Origin of the sequence: Campylobacter sp. LMG 17559 (assembly GCF_024723605.1) — a bacterium.
Classification (GTDB): Bacteria; Campylobacterota; Campylobacteria; order Campylobacterales; family Campylobacteraceae; genus Campylobacter_D.
The window spans coordinates 133,006-148,156 of record NZ_JANQCZ010000003.1 but is presented as its reverse complement, the minus strand read 5'-3'; the positions used below and the strand labels follow the sequence as shown (position 1 = coordinate 148,156).

The 15,151-nt window shown below is 28.2% G+C and carries 16 protein-coding genes; 7 read left to right on the top strand and 9 right to left on the bottom strand.

What is annotated here, in order from left to right:
* Positions 1 to 316: flagellin (locus CAMP5082_RS02635; protein WP_337205832.1), on the top strand; the 316-nt coding region annotated here is incomplete at its 5' end.
* A 24-nt stretch (positions 317 to 340) separates the two neighbouring features.
* On the opposite strand, the gene CAMP5082_RS02630 is transcribed toward CAMP5082_RS02635, so the two are convergent.
* From CAMP5082_RS02630 to pseI, 4 genes are all read right to left on the bottom strand, one after another.
* Positions 341 to 2,218: a motility associated factor glycosyltransferase family protein gene (locus tag CAMP5082_RS02630; RefSeq protein ID WP_337205831.1), complete on the bottom strand. Its 1,878-nt coding sequence runs from the start codon at positions 2,216 to 2,218 to the stop codon at positions 341 to 343.
* A gap of 91 nt (positions 2,219 to 2,309) precedes the next feature.
* Positions 2,310 to 4,049, bottom strand: a complete 1,740-nt coding sequence (locus tag CAMP5082_RS02625) for a motility associated factor glycosyltransferase family protein (protein WP_337205830.1) — start codon at positions 4,047 to 4,049, stop codon at positions 2,310 to 2,312.
* Between the two features lie 57 nt (positions 4,050 to 4,106).
* Entirely contained in the window at positions 4,107 to 6,011 is a 1,905-nt protein-coding gene (locus tag CAMP5082_RS02620) for a motility associated factor glycosyltransferase family protein (protein ID WP_337205829.1), read from the bottom strand.
* A gap of 2 nt (positions 6,012 to 6,013) precedes the next feature.
* Complete coding sequence (gene pseI, locus CAMP5082_RS02615; protein ID WP_337205828.1) at positions 6,014 to 7,048, bottom strand: pseudaminic acid synthase; 1,035 nt, start codon at positions 7,046 to 7,048, stop codon at positions 6,014 to 6,016.
* Between the two features lie 111 nt (positions 7,049 to 7,159).
* Here pseI and CAMP5082_RS02610 point away from each other — a divergent pair, with 111 nt between their 5' ends.
* From CAMP5082_RS02610 to CAMP5082_RS02600, 3 genes are read left to right on the top strand one after another with little or no spacing between them, the layout of a single operon-like run.
* Positions 7,160 to 7,582 carry a hypothetical protein gene (locus CAMP5082_RS02610; protein ID WP_012660918.1) on the top strand — a complete coding sequence of 141 codons (423 nt, stop codon included), beginning with the start codon at positions 7,160 to 7,162 and terminating at the stop codon, positions 7,580 to 7,582.
* Positions 7,579 to 7,875, top strand: a complete 297-nt coding sequence (fliN, locus tag CAMP5082_RS02605) for a flagellar motor switch protein FliN (RefSeq protein ID WP_012660919.1) — start codon at positions 7,579 to 7,581, stop codon at positions 7,873 to 7,875. Before CAMP5082_RS02610 ends, fliN begins: the two co-directional genes overlap by 4 nt.
* Positions 7,872 to 8,630, top strand: a complete 759-nt coding sequence (locus CAMP5082_RS02600; RefSeq protein WP_337205827.1) for a hypothetical protein — start codon at positions 7,872 to 7,874, stop codon at positions 8,628 to 8,630. The genes fliN and CAMP5082_RS02600 overlap by 4 nt, the downstream gene beginning before the upstream one ends.
* On the opposite strand, the gene CAMP5082_RS02595 is transcribed toward CAMP5082_RS02600, so the two are convergent.
* From CAMP5082_RS02595 to plsY, 5 genes are all read right to left on the bottom strand, one after another.
* On the bottom strand, positions 8,627 to 10,123 hold the full coding sequence (locus tag CAMP5082_RS02595) for a Ppx/GppA phosphatase family protein (protein ID WP_337205826.1): 1,497 nt from the start codon (positions 10,121 to 10,123) through the stop codon (positions 8,627 to 8,629). The genes CAMP5082_RS02600 and CAMP5082_RS02595 overlap by 4 nt on opposite strands.
* The gene (locus tag CAMP5082_RS02590) at positions 10,123 to 10,368 is read right to left on the bottom strand and encodes a YfhL family 4Fe-4S dicluster ferredoxin (protein WP_012660922.1); all 246 of its coding nucleotides are present in this window, start codon (positions 10,366 to 10,368) and stop codon (positions 10,123 to 10,125) included. Before CAMP5082_RS02590 ends, CAMP5082_RS02595 begins: the two co-directional genes overlap by 1 nt.
* A gap of 114 nt (positions 10,369 to 10,482) precedes the next feature.
* The gene (hsrA, locus tag CAMP5082_RS02585; RefSeq protein ID WP_039667907.1) at positions 10,483 to 11,157 is read right to left on the bottom strand and encodes a homeostatic response regulator transcription factor HsrA; all 675 of its coding nucleotides are present in this window, start codon (positions 11,155 to 11,157) and stop codon (positions 10,483 to 10,485) included.
* 77 nt (positions 11,158 to 11,234) lie between these two features.
* A complete protein-coding gene (locus CAMP5082_RS02580) occupies positions 11,235 to 11,552 on the bottom strand; it encodes a dihydroneopterin aldolase (RefSeq protein ID WP_173787072.1) in 318 nt (105 codons plus the stop codon).
* Complete coding sequence (gene plsY, locus CAMP5082_RS02575) at positions 11,537 to 12,148, bottom strand: glycerol-3-phosphate 1-O-acyltransferase PlsY (RefSeq protein WP_263678371.1); 612 nt, start codon at positions 12,146 to 12,148, stop codon at positions 11,537 to 11,539. The genes CAMP5082_RS02580 and plsY overlap by 16 nt, the downstream gene beginning before the upstream one ends.
* Before the next feature lie 199 nt (positions 12,149 to 12,347).
* Between plsY and CAMP5082_RS02570 the strand changes: the two genes are divergently transcribed.
* The 3 genes from CAMP5082_RS02570 to CAMP5082_RS02560 all read left to right on the top strand — a co-directional run bounded on the left by CAMP5082_RS02570 (position 12,348) and on the right by CAMP5082_RS02560 (position 15,149).
* Positions 12,348 to 13,382: a cytochrome-c peroxidase gene (locus CAMP5082_RS02570; RefSeq protein WP_337205825.1), complete on the top strand. Its 1,035-nt coding sequence runs from the start codon at positions 12,348 to 12,350 to the stop codon at positions 13,380 to 13,382.
* A gap of 94 nt (positions 13,383 to 13,476) precedes the next feature.
* A complete protein-coding gene (locus tag CAMP5082_RS02565) occupies positions 13,477 to 14,823 on the top strand; it encodes a COG3014 family protein (RefSeq protein WP_337205824.1) in 1,347 nt (448 codons plus the stop codon).
* On the top strand, positions 14,820 to 15,149 hold the full coding sequence (locus tag CAMP5082_RS02560) for a YcfL family protein (protein WP_337205823.1): 330 nt from the start codon (positions 14,820 to 14,822) through the stop codon (positions 15,147 to 15,149). Before CAMP5082_RS02565 ends, CAMP5082_RS02560 begins: the two co-directional genes overlap by 4 nt.
* Positions 15,150 to 15,151 lie beyond the last annotated feature (2 nt).

The window sequence follows — 15,151 nt, the reverse complement described above, 5'->3', positions numbered from 1 at the left end:
AGCGAATGATCAAACTCCAGGTGTTACTACACTTAAAGGCGCTATGGCTATGATGGATATAGTTGAAACTGCTACAGCAAATCTTGATGCTATCAGAGCTGACATTGGTGCAGTGCAAAATCAAATCACAGCTACACTTAACAACATCAGTGTAACTCAAGTAAATATCAAATCAGCTGAATCAAACATCAGAGATGTAGACTTTGCAGCAGAAAGTGCAAACTTTTCTAAGTATAACATCTTAGCTCAAAGTGGATCTTATGCTATGAGTCAGGCTAATGCTGTACAGCAAAATGTTCTAAAACTTTTACAATAAATCCAAAGTGGGTTTTTGCCCACTTTATATTAAATTTCTTTTTTCTAAGATATCTTGTAAAGGCATAATAGCTATTTTCAAAGCTTTTTCTTGAATCAAGGTTAATTCTGCAATGTCTTCAAGCCAAGTTTTATGTGCTAGTATCCAAGCTGTAAGTTTGTTTTGTTTATCACTTTCATTATGTATAGGAGTAACATAAATTTGAGAAATAGTACTTTCTAAATGAAATAAAGAAGGAGAGATAACTTCTCTTAAAAAAATATATTTTTGACTTTCTAGTGTTGCTTTGAGAGTGTCTATTTGAGCGCTTAATTCTTGAGGAGTGTAGCGGATCTTGCTTTGATTATTAAGTGCTTTGTGTAATCTTTTACACTCTTTAAAAAATTTATCACTTGCTTTGATGTGTTGTTTGATTTTTTTATAAGCTTGTAACATAAGATCGTTGCTATCTTTGCGTTTTGGTTTTTGTATTTTTGGAAAAGGCTTTTTGATTTCATTAGTAAGTAAATTTTTGCAAAGTTCTTTAAAAGGTTTTTCTATGGTTCCTTCTATCCTAGCTCCACCCTCTGTAGCATTATAAATTTTTACTTTTGTTTGTTTGTGGAATAAATTTTCAAAAATTTGTTTAAAAATAAGCCATATTTCAGAGCTTTGCACATAGCCTTTTCCACCATATGCTAGGGTTTCATATTTACCATGATCGCGCTCAAAATCTCCTTCATGATAGCTTTCATATAAAAATCCATCACTGTGTGTTTTGCCATCATTAGCATAGGCTAAGTCTTGTCCTATTAAAATGATATTTTCATGCCCTAATAATTGAGCTAGCTCATAATTTAAATGAGCAACACTCATCCCTCCACTAACATAACCAAAATCATGCAAACCCAAAGAATAGGCAAACGCATAGGCTCTAGAAACTAAAATATATTTTCTTTTATTTTTTTCTAAAAAATTAACACTATCTTGATGAACTAAAGAAGCTAAAATAAAAGTTATATCTTTATCAAAATCACCAAAATCATTATCAAAACATTTAGCTACTATATCATCTCTTTCAAGCATGCAAACATAATCAGGTTTTATACCTGCTTTTGCTAAGATAGGATAAGCACTATCAGCGCAAAAGATAGTTGCTTTATTTGCATATTTCTTAAGCAAAGGAAGTTGTTTTTGTAGTGATGGTCCAGTTGCTACTAATATAGCGTTTTTGCTTTTATGACTTCTTTTTTGTTTTAACTCTTTAAAACTTGGGTGTGTTAGCATTTTGGGTAAGTTTAAAACAAATTGCTCCACTCCTTGCATAGCATCTACTGGGTCATTTCCTTTTCGTAAGGCTATATTTTTGATTACTTTGGAATTTAAGGTGTTGATGTATTGAATTTCTTTTTTTTGATCTTCATAAAAATATGAGTGAATATGCAAATCATAAGTTCTTAAAAACAAACCTAATAAACTACAAATTAAATCCGCTTTAACATAATTTAATTCTTTAGTATGAACGACAATTAATTTTCCCTCTAAAAGCTCTTTGGAAAAATCAATCATATTAAAGACTAAAAATATAAGCTCTATATCTTTTTCATAAACAATAACCCTTTCATGGGTTTTATTGGTTAATAAATTTTTATAAAAAATTCCATTACCTAAGCCATAAAAAAATAACACAGGGTATCTTAGGTATTTTTTATTAAAAATTTCTATTTGCTCTTGTAATTCTTTTAGTGGATCTTTATATATGTTTTTTAGATTTTTATAACAAATATTGCAGTTTAAAGGATCTTTATCAAAAACGTAAATATAATCTTTTGCTTCTTTGATTTTACCTAATTTTCTTTTTAAGCTCTGGTGTTCGCTTCCTTTTAAAGCTTTGATATTTTTTTTAAAAATTTCTGTTTTCATATTACCCTTTCACTTAAAGAAAATCGTCATTTTTTCAAATAAAAATAGTGTAGTTTTTTTGCTTAGAAAATAAAAATTTTAAATATGTTGGTTATTTATTATCAAGATTTTCCTTAATAGTCTCATTGTATTTTTCTAGGTATAAAATGATTTCCTCAAAAAAGTCAATTTGCTGAGCTAAGAAAAATTCTAAATCTTTGACTTTCGTAACTTTGTGTTTTAAAACTTCACATTCGTTTTGAAAACACCTAGCTTGCACAATATCTGAAAAAAAATCACTTTTTGGTAGTTTTAATCTCAGTTTTTCTAGTTTTTCTAAGTTTTTTTCTTTAATAGCTTTTTTGCATTCATTAATAAATATTTCGCATTGTTTTGTTTGTTTGATAAGTTTTTCTTTGCATTGTTTGATTTTTTTTTGAGGATTTTTTGGTTTTGTTAAAGCGATGTTTTTGTCAATTTTTTCTTTTAACATTTCTTCACAAACTTCTTTAAAAGGCTTTTCTATAGTTTCTTCTATCCTAGCTCCGCCTTCTGTAGCATTGTATGTTTTTATATTTAGGATATTTTTTGCAAGAGCAATATCTTTTTCAAAACTTTTTAAAAACAAATACCAAGTGAGTTGTGTTTTAACCTTTCCGTTGCCACCATAAGCGGTTATTTCTTTATAGACTACTTCCTCATCTCCTTGATCACCATATAGATGCTCTTTTGGGTGTGATTTGCCATCATCACTATAGGCTAAGTCTTGTCCTATTAAAATGATATTTTCAAATCTTAAAGCACCAGCTAATTCATAAGCCATATTGGCAACACTCATAGCATTTCCTAAAAAGCCATACTCATTTAAGCCAAGCTTGCTTTCAAAAAATAAAGGTCTTAAAACAAGCATATAATTTCTATTATTTTTTTCTAAATACTCTATGGTTTTAGGATGGGTTAAAGAAGCAATTATAAATAATATATCTTTATCAAAATCTCCAAAATCATTATTAAAAAATTCACTTGTAAAGTCTACTCTTTCTAGCGAAAAAACATAATCAGGTTTGATCCCTTCTTTTGCTAAAATCGCATAAGAGCTATCAGCACTAAAAATAACAGCATTTTCTTGGTATTTTTTTAAAAGAGGAAGTTGTTTGATTAAAGAAGGGCCTGTTGAAACTATTATAGCATTTTTTGCCTTTGCTTTTCTGTCTTTTATTAGACTTTTAAAAGGAGTGTGGGTGATGATTTTTTCTAGGTTTATAACATTATGTTTTATTCCTATTAAAGCATCTTTTGGGTCATTTCCTCGAGCAAGCATGAGTGTTTTGATTATATTTAGTAAAGTTTGCATTATATTTTGGGCGTTAGATGAGTAAAAATTGGTGTAAAATTCATTATAAAAATGAAAGTTAAAAATTTTTAATGTATGTTTGATGTTTGGATAATTAAATAAAACTTTGATTTGAGCGGTGTTAATATTTGGTGTAAAAAATAAAATCAATTTTTCCTTTCTTAAAAATGCAGAAAAATCAATCATATGAAAGGCTAAATATAAAATTTCTAATTCATCTTCAAAGATTACGATGTGTTTTAAGTGTTGATTTTTTAAAAGTTCTAAGAAAAATTTTCCATCACCAAATCCGTAAAAAAACAATACTGGATATAGCTCAAATTTTTCAAAGTCAAAAGAGTGATTTTCATCTAAAAGTATTTGATTGTGTGTATCATAAATTTTATTTTCTATAAGTTGAAACCGTTGAGTGTTAGTTAATTTTCTTAATTCATAAGCTAATATTTGATCAACTTCAAAAAGGGCTTGAGTGTTTTTTAAAAATAATTCTTTATTCATTAATATCCATTTTTATTTTAATTATAACAAAATTATATTGAATGTACTTTATATTAATCAACAGCTTTGTAGTTTTGTTGCTTTTATTTTATTTACATATTTTTCAAAGTTATTTTTGATCAGAAAATTTTCTAAATTTAATATATTTGTTTCTAAGGTTATTTTTAATGCAATAATATGTTCGTTAATAATTTCAATAAAAGATAAGTATTCTTTAATCCAAAGAAGCATTTTGTTAAAATTATCTTCTTGCGTTTTAGGGTTAAGCACTTGAATTCTTGCTAAATTAAGCTCAAATTGAACACTAATAGCGCTTGTTAGCTCTTTTAAAATATCTACTTTGATAAGTTTTGTTTTATAATTTTCAATTTCTTGTATTAAACTAATAAAATTTTTTTCATCACTCATTAAAAAACAAATACGATTGAGTATATATAAATTTTCTTTATGCAAAAACTCACAAAGCTTGATGGCTTGTTGTGTTTTATAAAATGTTTTAAGCATGAGTTCATTTTTTTTATTTTGTGTGATTTTATCAAGTTGTATGAATGATTTTGGTGTGGTGCTTTCAAATAAAGATTCACAAAGCTCTTTAAAAGGCTTTTCTATGGTTCCTTCTATCCTTGCTCCACCTTCAGTGGCATTATAAGTTTGGATGTTTTGTTTTTTATTATCAGCAATAGCTTCTTCTAGATAATGTTTAAACACCATCCATATTTCGTGTGTTTTCACCATGCTGTTACCACCATAACCCAAAGTTTGAATATGTTCATAATGACTTTCGCAGTCTGCCTTATAATGATAATCTTGAGGATGTGAAAATCCATCATCAGAATAAGCTAAATCTTGTCCTATTAAAATGATATTTTTGTGTTGTAAGCAAGATGCTATGAAATAAGCCATATTTGCCACGCTTGGAGTATTTATTAAGCTATCCAGGTCTTTTAAATGAAAAAGTTTACTAAAATCACCTATTTTTTGTATAAAAATAAAATCCCTATTGTTTTCTTTTAAATATTTAGGGGTGTTTTTATATACAATTTCAGTTAAGATGAATAATATATCTTTATCAAAATCTCCAAAATTATTATTAAAAAATTCACTTGTTTTTTCTATTCTCTCTAAAGATAAAACATAATCAGGTTTTATATTATGTTTTGCTAGTATAGGATAAGCGCTATCAGCGCAAAAGATAGTTGCTTTATTTGCATATTTTTTAAGCAGAGGGAGTTGTTTGATTAAAGAAGGACCTGTTGAAACTATAATAGCGTTTTGGTAGGTGTTTTTTCGTTTTGATAATAATTCTTTAAAAGAATGATTTAAAAAAAGATCTGGTAGGTTATAAATAAAATTTTCTATACCTTTTAAAGCATCTTTTGAAGAATTGCCAAATTTTAAAATAGATTTTTTTATATAAGTTTGCATAGTTTCGTTTGTTTTTAAAATATCATTGTGAAATTTTTCATAATAATCACAATGGATATCTAAAAAATAAGTTCTTAAGAAATTAAAAAACGGCGAGCTATTGCATAAAATTTGAAAATGTGTATAGTTTATATTGTTTATATCTAAAATAATTAGTCGACAGTCTTTTAACTCTTCACTAAAATCTAAAAGATGAAAACTCAGATAAATAAATTCTATTTCTTTTTCAAAAATAACAATTTTTTGTCTATTTTTGTTTTGCAAGAGAATTTTATACAAAATTCCGTTGCCAAAACCAAAAAAATATAATATTGGATATAATAAATATTTATCATTGTATAGATTTATTTTTTCGTTTAACTCATCAAGTGTATTATTATACAACGCTTGTTCTCTTTTATGATGAATAAAATTAATATCTAAAGGATCAGATCCTTGTTTTATTTTAAAATTATTTTGCTTGAAATTTGTTAGTTTTTCTTTTAAATCTTTATTACTTAGAGCTTTTAAATTTTTATTAAAAATATTTTCTTGCATAATTACTCCAAAAAATCTTCTTTTTTTAACGCTTGTCCAAATTCTATATCGCAACTTGCTTTTTTACCAAGTATGATAGGTAAAAATTTAGGATGTAAGCCCAGGCTTGGTCTTATGCTTTTTACATTATCTTGTGTAAAAATTTCACCTTTTTTTATATCTTTACTCGCATATAAGCTTCTTGCAAAATGACGATTTTTTAAGGTTTTATCATCTATTATTAAGCTAGATTTACCTAGTGCTTGCTCGCTCAAGCGTACCATAGAACACATTTGTTTAAACTCTTCATAATCAAGACTAAATTTAGCATCAGCACTATTTAAGCTTTTATCTAATATAAAATGTTTTTCTATGACTTTTGCTCCAAGAGCTACTGCTAAAGTAGGTGCTAAAAAACCCTCGCTATGATCGCTTAAGCCTACTATGGTTTTAAATTTTTCTTGTAAAGTTTTGATGGCGTTTAGATTTAAATCACAAATTTGTGAAGGATAAGCCGAAGTGCATTTAAGCAAAATTAGATTTGGGTTGTTTTCTTCTTGGAAAATTTTAACAACCATTTCAAGCTCTTCTTCATAAGCTATACCTGTAGAAACCAAAGTAGGTTTGTTTTCTTTTGCCACATAACGCACAAAATCATAATCATTTACTTCAAAAGAAGCGATTTTATAAGCTGGGGGATTAAATTGTTTTAAAAAATTCACATCCTCTTTAGAGAAAGGACTAGAAAAGCAGATTAGCCCTTCGTTTTTGGCGCATTCAAAAAGTTTTTCATGCCACTCATAAGGCGTTTTAGCTTCTTCGTATAATTCGTATAGTTTACGTCCATGCCACAAACCACCTTCGATAATAAAATCTTTTTTGTTTGAATTTAGTGTTAGACTATCTGGGGTATAGGTTTGAATTTTTATAGCATCAGCTCCTGCTTTTTTAGCTGTTTGTATGGTTTTTAAGGCCACTTCAAGGCTGTTTGCATGGTTAGCTGAAAGCTCGGCGATGATAAAAACTTTTTTATCTAAATTAAAATTTTCTATAAACATTAAAAGCCTTTTAGCAAATCAAAATTATAGTATTTTATATTTTAATTATTAATTATGATTAAAGGTTTATTTAGTAAAATAAATTTATTATAAGTTTATTAAGGAAAAGTTATGACTAAAACACTTGAGTATTCGATTTATCATTTTTTTGAGCATATTTTAAAATTAAAAATTTCACAAAAAAGCGTGATTAGAGGCGAACTTTATGGGGCTTCTATACCTTTGTATTTTAAAGATGAGGAATATAGTTTTTATTTGTTTTTTCAAAAACAAGCTTTAAATGAAATTGCACAATTTTTATTACATGAAGAATTAAAAGAAGATGGATTGGCAGATTTAGTTAAAGAAGTGGCTAATCAAATCATAGGCTATGCTAAAAAGCTACTTAATGATACTAATGGAAAAGATGAGTATCGTTTAGGTGTTCCTGAGTATTTAGGGCGTATTGATGGATTTTCAAAAATTAAACTCAAAGAAAAATTTACTTATGAAGTAAAAAATGCTTCCTTTAGAATAGGTTATAAAAAAATATGATAGAAGATCATTTAGGATTATTGCAATCTTATGAAGATATTTTAGACATTAGTGTTGATTTTGTCAGTGAGCTTGGCACGACTAATATGAGTGTGAGAGAACTCTTAAAGCTAGAAGTTGGTTCTGTGATAGATCTTGAAAAGCCAGCAGGCGAAAGTGTGGAGCTTTACTTGAATAAAAGAATTTTTGGTAAAGGTGAGGTGATGGTGTATGAAAAAAACCTTGCCATAAGAATTAATGAGATTTTAGATTCTAAATCAGTATTGCAGTATTTTAAAAAAGAATTGCAATGAGATTTATTTGGATTTTACTACTTGCTTTGCCTCTTTTTGGGGCAAAAATTCTTGATTATAATATCTATCCTAGAGAAGATAGGGTGGATATTACTTTTTCATTTGATATTCCCTATAAAGAAGGCATTAGTCAAAAGAGAAAAGGCGATATTACTATCTTTACACTAAATGCTCAAAGTGTTAAAGAAGAAGATAAGACATTAAATTCTAATATAATTAAAAAAATAAAAATTTTTTCAGAAGGTAAAAAAACTTTTATAGCCTTAAGTGTTGGTGATAAGATACAAATTAATGCAGATACGATTGGTGAATATGGCTTAAGACTGCGCGCTCAAAAAGAAGGTATGAATTTAGCAACTAAAAATAGCTTAGAAGAAAAAAATGAGGAGATAAAAATGCAAGAGTATGATTTTACAAATTATATTTTAGTTGTAAGTGTTTTGATACTTTTGCTTGTTGGACTTTGGTTTTTAAAAATGTATTTAAGACAAAAACATCCTTTAGATAGAAATTTTACTTTGATTTTTCAAAGACCACTTGATAGACATAACCAACTTGTAGTCTTTGAGTATGGCTTAAAACGCTATACTATGATCATAGGAAATTCTAATGTGGTATTAGAAACAAGTGAAGCTATGATGAAAAATGAGGAACAAAACAAAACATCCCAAAAACCAAAAGAAAAAGACTTTGATTCTTATTTTGAAGAAAATAAACAAAGATTGCAAAATTTACTTTTAAAACAAAATGCTTAATTAGATTGATTAAAAGCTAAAACAATAAGTTTTGGCTTTGAAATTTTTTTGATTTCTTCTCTTGAAAAATAAATTTGTTTTTTTGTTGAATAAATATATAAGGTATGATTTTTTAATGTAAAATCAAGATTTTCATCACTATCTTTAGCAAGTTTTTTTGCTAGTGCTAGAATAAAATTAAGCCAAGCTAATATATGGTTATTTGGTAATAATTCTTTAACATGTTCTATAGCAAGGGGATTTATTTTTTTACCATTGGCTTTTAAAAGAGTTGCAATAAGCAAAATTTCTTTGTGTGAAAAGCCAAAGTTTAAGCCACTCATTGCCATATAGGCGCTATGTTCATTAGCAAAATAAAAATTAATTTTTTCACCTATATGGGCTAATTTAGCAGCGCTTAAAAGATCTTTTTTAAAATCTGAACTTATTTTGTGAATAGGTGAAAGTACGTCAAATAATTTACTTGCAAAATAAGCACTTTTATCTTTATAATCAACACCAAAGCGATCTTGTAAGGATTTTAAACTTGGGTTGAAATTTGGCGGAAATTTGGCATTAAATTGCGAAAAGTCATTAGTGTCGTTTTTTATTTTGGCATATTTTTGAAAAAGATTAGATAAAAACACGCCTTCTCTAACACCTACTGCAGAAGTGATGATATTTTTAGCTTTGAGTTTTTTAGCTAAGGCTAAAAATATGACACAACCTTCTTTTATAGTATCAAAACGATCTTTTTTGATATCAAAATCTGTTAAATTTTTTGCATTTTGAATTTTTTCTATATAATTTTTTTCTCTTTCAAAGCTGTAGCTGAAATTATGGATTATTTTTAAAGGATAGGAATTTTTTTTCATTATAGAATTTGACAATGCTCTTAAGCTTCCACCTATGGCAATAATATTTTCACTTTGAAAATGTTTTGGAACTTGCATTAGAGCTTCTTGTATGAATTGATCTAGAGCATTTAATCTTTTAGTATCATAAAAAATCTCTTTTAATCTTACGGTTCCTAGATCAAGCGAAATACAATCTATAATTTTACCTTCTTTAATCAAGCAAAGCTCGGTTGATCCTCCACCTATGTCTATGGTGGTGGCATTTTGAATATTTGATAGTAAATTTAATGCAGCAAGACCACCTAAAAATGATTCTGTTTTACCATTAATGCATTTTATGTTTAAACCCACATTTTTTGATATTCTAGTAATAAATTCTTTTGCATTAGGCGCATCTCTTAGCGCAGAAGTTCCAACAGCAATAATTTTCCTACATTTTTCTTTTACAGCTTTTTCTTTAAAATAAGCTAGTGCCTTCTCGGCCTTAAACATGGCTTCTTCTTGGAGGATTTTGTTGTTATTATAAGCATTTTCTCCAAGTCTTACTTTCTTTTTGTGTTCACTGCAAATAAAAAAACCATATCTTGAGGTTCTTTCAAAAACAACCATACGAACGGAGTTAGAGCCAAGATCAATTACTGCTGTTTTTTTAGCCATTAAATATCTTTATTTTTATGTTTTAAGCGAAGCTCATCAATACTTTCTACATTATCAGGATCAGGTATGATACAATCTACTGGACAGGCCACTATACAGGCTGGTTCTGAAAATTCATTCACACATTCAGTACATAAATCAGGATCTATGACATAGATTGGATCATTATCATAAATAGCTTCATCTGGGCATTCTTCTCTGCATGCATCACAGGATATACATTCTCTAGTGATTAAAAGTGACATACTTTTCCTTTTATTGATAATAAAGCAAACTTATACTATATAAAAACTTATAGCTAATTTAAAAAGAGATAAAAATATTTAATTTTTAGAATGATTAAATCATTCTAAAAATTTTTAGTTAGTTTTTTTAGGAAAACAAAAGCGATATCCTCTGCGGCGCACAGTTTCTATAGTGGAAATATTAAGAGGTTTATCCATTTTTTGTCTTATTTGATTGATTGCAACTTCTATAACATTTGGAGTTACAAGTTCAGGTTCTTCCCAAATAGCATCTAAAAGTTGTTCTTTTGATACGATTTGATCAGAGTGTCTAGCAAGGTGAGTTAAAACTTCAAAAGGCTTTCCTTTTAACTCTATGTCTTTTCCTTGATAAGTGATTTTTTCTTCATCAGGATCAATCACTAAATCATCAATCTTAATCACATTTGTCCCGCCAAATCTAAGTCTAGCTTCGATTCTTGCCATTAAAATTTCAAAATCCAAAGGTTTTTTTATATAATCATCTGCTCCAGCTTTTAAAGCTTTGATTTCATTTTCTTTATCTGCTTTTGTACACATTGTTACTATAGCAGTTCTTGGAGATTTTTGTTTGATAGCATTGATCAAATCGCTTGCATCATTATTGCCTATAGTCCAATTTGATAATACTAAATCATAATGTCTAATACCTATAAAATACTCAGCGTCTTTAAAATTTTCTGAAGTGTCGCTTTGGTAGCCAAACTCATTTAAAGTGTTTGATAAGGTTTTATTAAGCGATGCTTCATCTTCTACAACTAAAATACGCATTTTATTCCTTTGAAGATAGTTTTAGTGCAAAAGTATAACACAAATTAAGCAAATGTTCAAAATTCTTTAAAAAATTTTTAATATTTTTTGCTTAAACTAGCTCCAACGCACGCATTTTTGATGATATCGGGCTTATAACAAGTAATATTTATAAATTGAAGTTTTTTATGATGTTTTTTGATATCTTTGCATATATATTTTAAAGATTTTTCTATAGTCTTAAATTTTTTCTTTTTATAGATTTTTTCTATTCTAGTGCATAATTTTGCATAATCTAAAAATTTCTTACTTTTAGCTTCTAATTCTATTAGGACTTTTTGCTCTTGGATTCTTTCAAAATCCAAAAGCCCTATAATGCATTTAAATTCTAAGCTAACTTTTATATGACTTTGCATTCTTGTTTTCCAATAAGTCTTAAAATATTTGGTATGTGTTTATAAACTACTATAAAAGCGATGATAAATATCGGCGCATGGGTATTAATCACAGGCATATCATAATGAAATATAAAAGAAGTTGCAATTAAAACAATTAAAGCTCCAAGTGAGGCCAAGCTTGAAATTTTAAATACCTTACCTATAATAAACCAAGCCAAAAGTGCACATATAATCTCAAAAGGTAAAAATACTGCTAAAACCCCAGCTCCAGTAGCTACTCCTTTGCCACCTTCAAATTTTAAATAAGGAGAAAAACAATGGCCAAATACTGCTAAAACCGCCATAGTCCATAAGATATTTTCATCATAGCCTAAAATTTTTGCTACTAATATAGGTGCAATTCCTTTAAGTGCATCTAAGACAATTGTTGCAACAGCAAGTGTTTTGGCAAGCTTAGGATCGCTTTCTTTTACTACTCTTAAAACATTGGTAGCACCTATGCTTTTACTGCCTGCATTTTTGATATTTGTTTTGGCAAAAATTTGAGCTAGTAAAAGACCAAAAGGTATAGCACCTATAAGATAAGCTAAAAGATAGATTATTAAATTTTCCATTTACTTTTTATCCTGATTATATAAAACTTTATAAAATGATAGCAAAAAACCCTGAAATAAATATTTAAGATATATTTTATCCTATAATAATTTTTATTGTTAAATAGAAATTTTTTATTTTGTTTAAAGAAAATTATAGATATATTTTCAATAAGTTTATTTTAAATAGGCTTTATTTTATCTTATTTAGGAGTAGATAATGAAAAAAATTTCATTATTAGTTGCATCATCATTATTAGTTGCATCAACTGCTTTTGCTAACGATAAAGCTTTACTAGATGAAGCAAAAGCTGCAGGTTTAGCACCTTTACCAAAGGATCAAGCAGGTGTTGAAAAACTATTAAAAGAAATGGGAGTTAAGGCTAGCAAATTCTCTAAAGAAAAAGCTAATCTTGGTAAAAAGCTGTATTTTGAGCCAAGACTTTCTAAAAGTGGTTTGATTTCTTGTAATACCTGTCATAATTTAGGTATGGGTGGTGCTGATGGTATAGCAGCTGCTGTAGGACACAAATGGACAGCTAATCCTCATCATTTAAATTCGCCAACAGTTTATAACTCAGTTTTAAATTCAACTCAATTTTGGGATGGTAGAGCAGGTACTTTAGCAGATCAAGCAAAAGGACCAATCGAAGCAGAACCTGAAATGGCAACCCCGGCAAAACTAGCTGTTGAAAAAATTTCTTCTATGCCAGAATATGTAAAAGAATTTAAAAAAGTTTATGGAAGTAGTGGAGTGACTTTTGACAATATCGCAGATGCTATTGCTACATTTGAAAGAACACTTTTAACTCCATCTAAATTTGATAAATTCTTAGAAGGTGACACAAAAGCATTAAGTAAAAAAGAAAAAGAAGGTTTGAAAACTTTCATCGATAAAGGCTGTACGGCTTGCCATACAGGAGTAAATTTAGGTGGTAGTATGCAGGCTTTCCAAGTAGCAGCTAAATATAAATTTGCAAATGTAGGAGATTTTAAAGGCGATGCAAATGGTTTAGTTAAAACTCCAACCTTAAGAAATATTGCTGAAACAGCTCCATACTTCCACAATGGTGCTATTTGGTCTTTACAAGAAGCAATCAAAGAAATGGGTAGCGTGCAACTTGGCATAGAAATTTCTGACAAAGAAGCAGCTTCTATAGAAACTTTCTTACATGCTCTAACAGGTAAAAAACCAAGTATTACTTATCCTCAGCTTCCAAAAGCAACTGAAAAAACTCCAAAACCAGAGCTTTAATCAAATTTTCCCCAAAGATATTTCTTTGGGGAATGTTGTTTTTTATTTATTTTTTATATATAATACATTCTTAATTTTTAATTAAGAATTGGCTATGAAAAATAAAATTTTATTTAGTGTGATTGCATTAACAGCTATTTTATTTAGTGCGTGTGCTAATCATGCAAAAGTAAACAATGAATTAGAGCAAAAGTTAACCCAAAAGATATGTTCTGATGAATTTTTTGCCCAAGAAATGACTAAGGTAGATAAAAAAGATGATCCAGTATATGTAGGATTAAATGCAGGTTTAATCGCAAAAAATTGTGGAGATTTTAATCTTAGTAATGAATTTTTTGATAAGGTTGAGGAATCTTATCAAGTTGATGTGGATTTAAGAAGTGGCGCTCAAAAAATTACTAAAACAGCTGCAACTACATTAATAAATGATTCTATATTAGACTATGATGGCTCTTTATATGAAAGAATAATGGTAAATACATATAAGGGTTTAAATTTTATGAGTGAGGGTGATTATAACAACGCAAGAGTGGAGTTTAAAAGAGCTTTATTGCGTCAAGATAGAGCAAAAGATTATTTTAAAGCTCAAATTGCTAAAAATAAAGCAGAATTAGAAAAGGCCAAAAAAGAAGATCCAAATTTTAATAAAAATTTTAGTGAATCAACAAAACAAATAAATGCTCAATATGAAGTTTTGTTTGAAGAATTTTCAACAAGTAAAAATTTTACCAATCCTTATGCAACTTACTTAGCTTCGATTTTTTATTATATGAGCAAAGATTATACTTTGGCTAAAGATTTATTTAAAGAAATAAAGATTTTAAACCCAAAAAATAAAGAAATTAATAAAGAGTGGAAAGCAATTAGCGACGCTAAATCAAAAAATAAATATGTTTTTATTGTTTATGAGAATGGTTTTGGTGTGGTAAAGGATGAGTTTAAATTAACTCTGCCTTTGATTTTAAATGACACTCTTACGACAACTTCTATTGCTCTACCTAAGCTAAAAAAAAGAAGCCAGTCTTTTGAGTATTTAAGTGTAAATGATACTAATACTACAAAATTAGTTGATTTGGATAATGTTGTAGCAAGCGAGTTTAAGTTCGAGCAACCATCAATAGTTACCAAAGCAATAGTTTCAGCTATTTTAAAAACTACTATCAATGTAGCAGTAGCTAACAATGACTCAACGGGAGGTTTTTTAAGTCTTGCTAGTGGTATCATGAATGCAGCAACTACTCAAGCTGATGTTAGATCTTGGAGAGGATTGCCACAAAGCATAGGAGTTGTTATGATTAAAAATACAGGTAAAATTATTATTAAAACTCCAAGTGATGATGTGTTATTTGAAAGACAGATTAATCCAAAGAAAAATGCATTGGTTGTAGTGCGTTCTTTTGCACCTAATATTGCTCCAAGTATAAATATCATAGAAAAATGAAAAAGATAATTTTTTTATTGTTATTAAATTGTATGTTATTGGTTTCGCAAGATACTTTTGATGCAAATTTTAAACATACAAATGTAAAAAGTATAAAAGAAAGAATAAATAATGCAGGATTATTAGAAGTGCAGATTACTTTTTATAGTTCTGTTGATAAAAAGCTTTCTTATAAAATAGAATGGTTTGATAAGGATGGGTTTGTTATAAAAAATACTATTGATAAAAACTATAAAAATATAAGATTGTTAGCTAAACAAGAATATATTATACAAAATATAGCTAGCAATAAGGAAGCAAAAAAATATAAAATATATATTAAATAAAA

Bases quoted from the DNA above. Each gene is read 5' to 3' on its own strand.
- CAMP5082_RS02630 (WP_337205831.1), bottom strand. From the start codon at position 2,218: ATGAAAACAGAAATTTTTAAAAAAAATATCAAAGCTTTAAAAGGAAGC.
- CAMP5082_RS02590 (WP_012660922.1), bottom strand. From the start codon at position 10,368: ATGTCACTTTTAATCACTAGAGAATGTATATCCTGTGATGCATGCAGA.
- pseI (WP_337205828.1), bottom strand. From the start codon at position 7,048: ATGTTTATAGAAAATTTTAATTTAGATAAAAAAGTTTTTATCATCGCC.
- hsrA (WP_039667907.1), bottom strand. From the start codon at position 11,157: ATGCGTATTTTAGTTGTAGAAGATGAAGCATCGCTTAATAAAACCTTA.
- CAMP5082_RS02580 (WP_173787072.1), bottom strand. From the start codon at position 11,552: ATGCAAAGTCATATAAAAGTTAGCTTAGAATTTAAATGCATTATAGGG.
- CAMP5082_RS02625 (WP_337205830.1), bottom strand. From the start codon at position 4,049: ATGAATAAAGAATTATTTTTAAAAAACACTCAAGCCCTTTTTGAAGTT.
- CAMP5082_RS02610 (WP_012660918.1), top strand. From the start codon at position 7,160: ATGACTAAAACACTTGAGTATTCGATTTATCATTTTTTTGAGCATATT.
- CAMP5082_RS02560 (WP_337205823.1), top strand. From the start codon at position 14,820: ATGAAAAAGATAATTTTTTTATTGTTATTAAATTGTATGTTATTGGTT.
- CAMP5082_RS02620 (WP_337205829.1), bottom strand. From the start codon at position 6,011: ATGCAAGAAAATATTTTTAATAAAAATTTAAAAGCTCTAAGTAATAAA.
- CAMP5082_RS02565 (WP_337205824.1), top strand. From the start codon at position 13,477: ATGAAAAATAAAATTTTATTTAGTGTGATTGCATTAACAGCTATTTTA.
- CAMP5082_RS02600 (WP_337205827.1), top strand. From the start codon at position 7,872: ATGAGATTTATTTGGATTTTACTACTTGCTTTGCCTCTTTTTGGGGCA.
- plsY (WP_263678371.1), bottom strand. From the start codon at position 12,148: ATGGAAAATTTAATAATCTATCTTTTAGCTTATCTTATAGGTGCTATA.
- fliN (WP_012660919.1), top strand. From the start codon at position 7,579: ATGATAGAAGATCATTTAGGATTATTGCAATCTTATGAAGATATTTTA.
- CAMP5082_RS02570 (WP_337205825.1), top strand. From the start codon at position 12,348: ATGAAAAAAATTTCATTATTAGTTGCATCATCATTATTAGTTGCATCA.
- CAMP5082_RS02595 (WP_337205826.1), bottom strand. From the start codon at position 10,123: ATGGCTAAAAAAACAGCAGTAATTGATCTTGGCTCTAACTCCGTTCGT.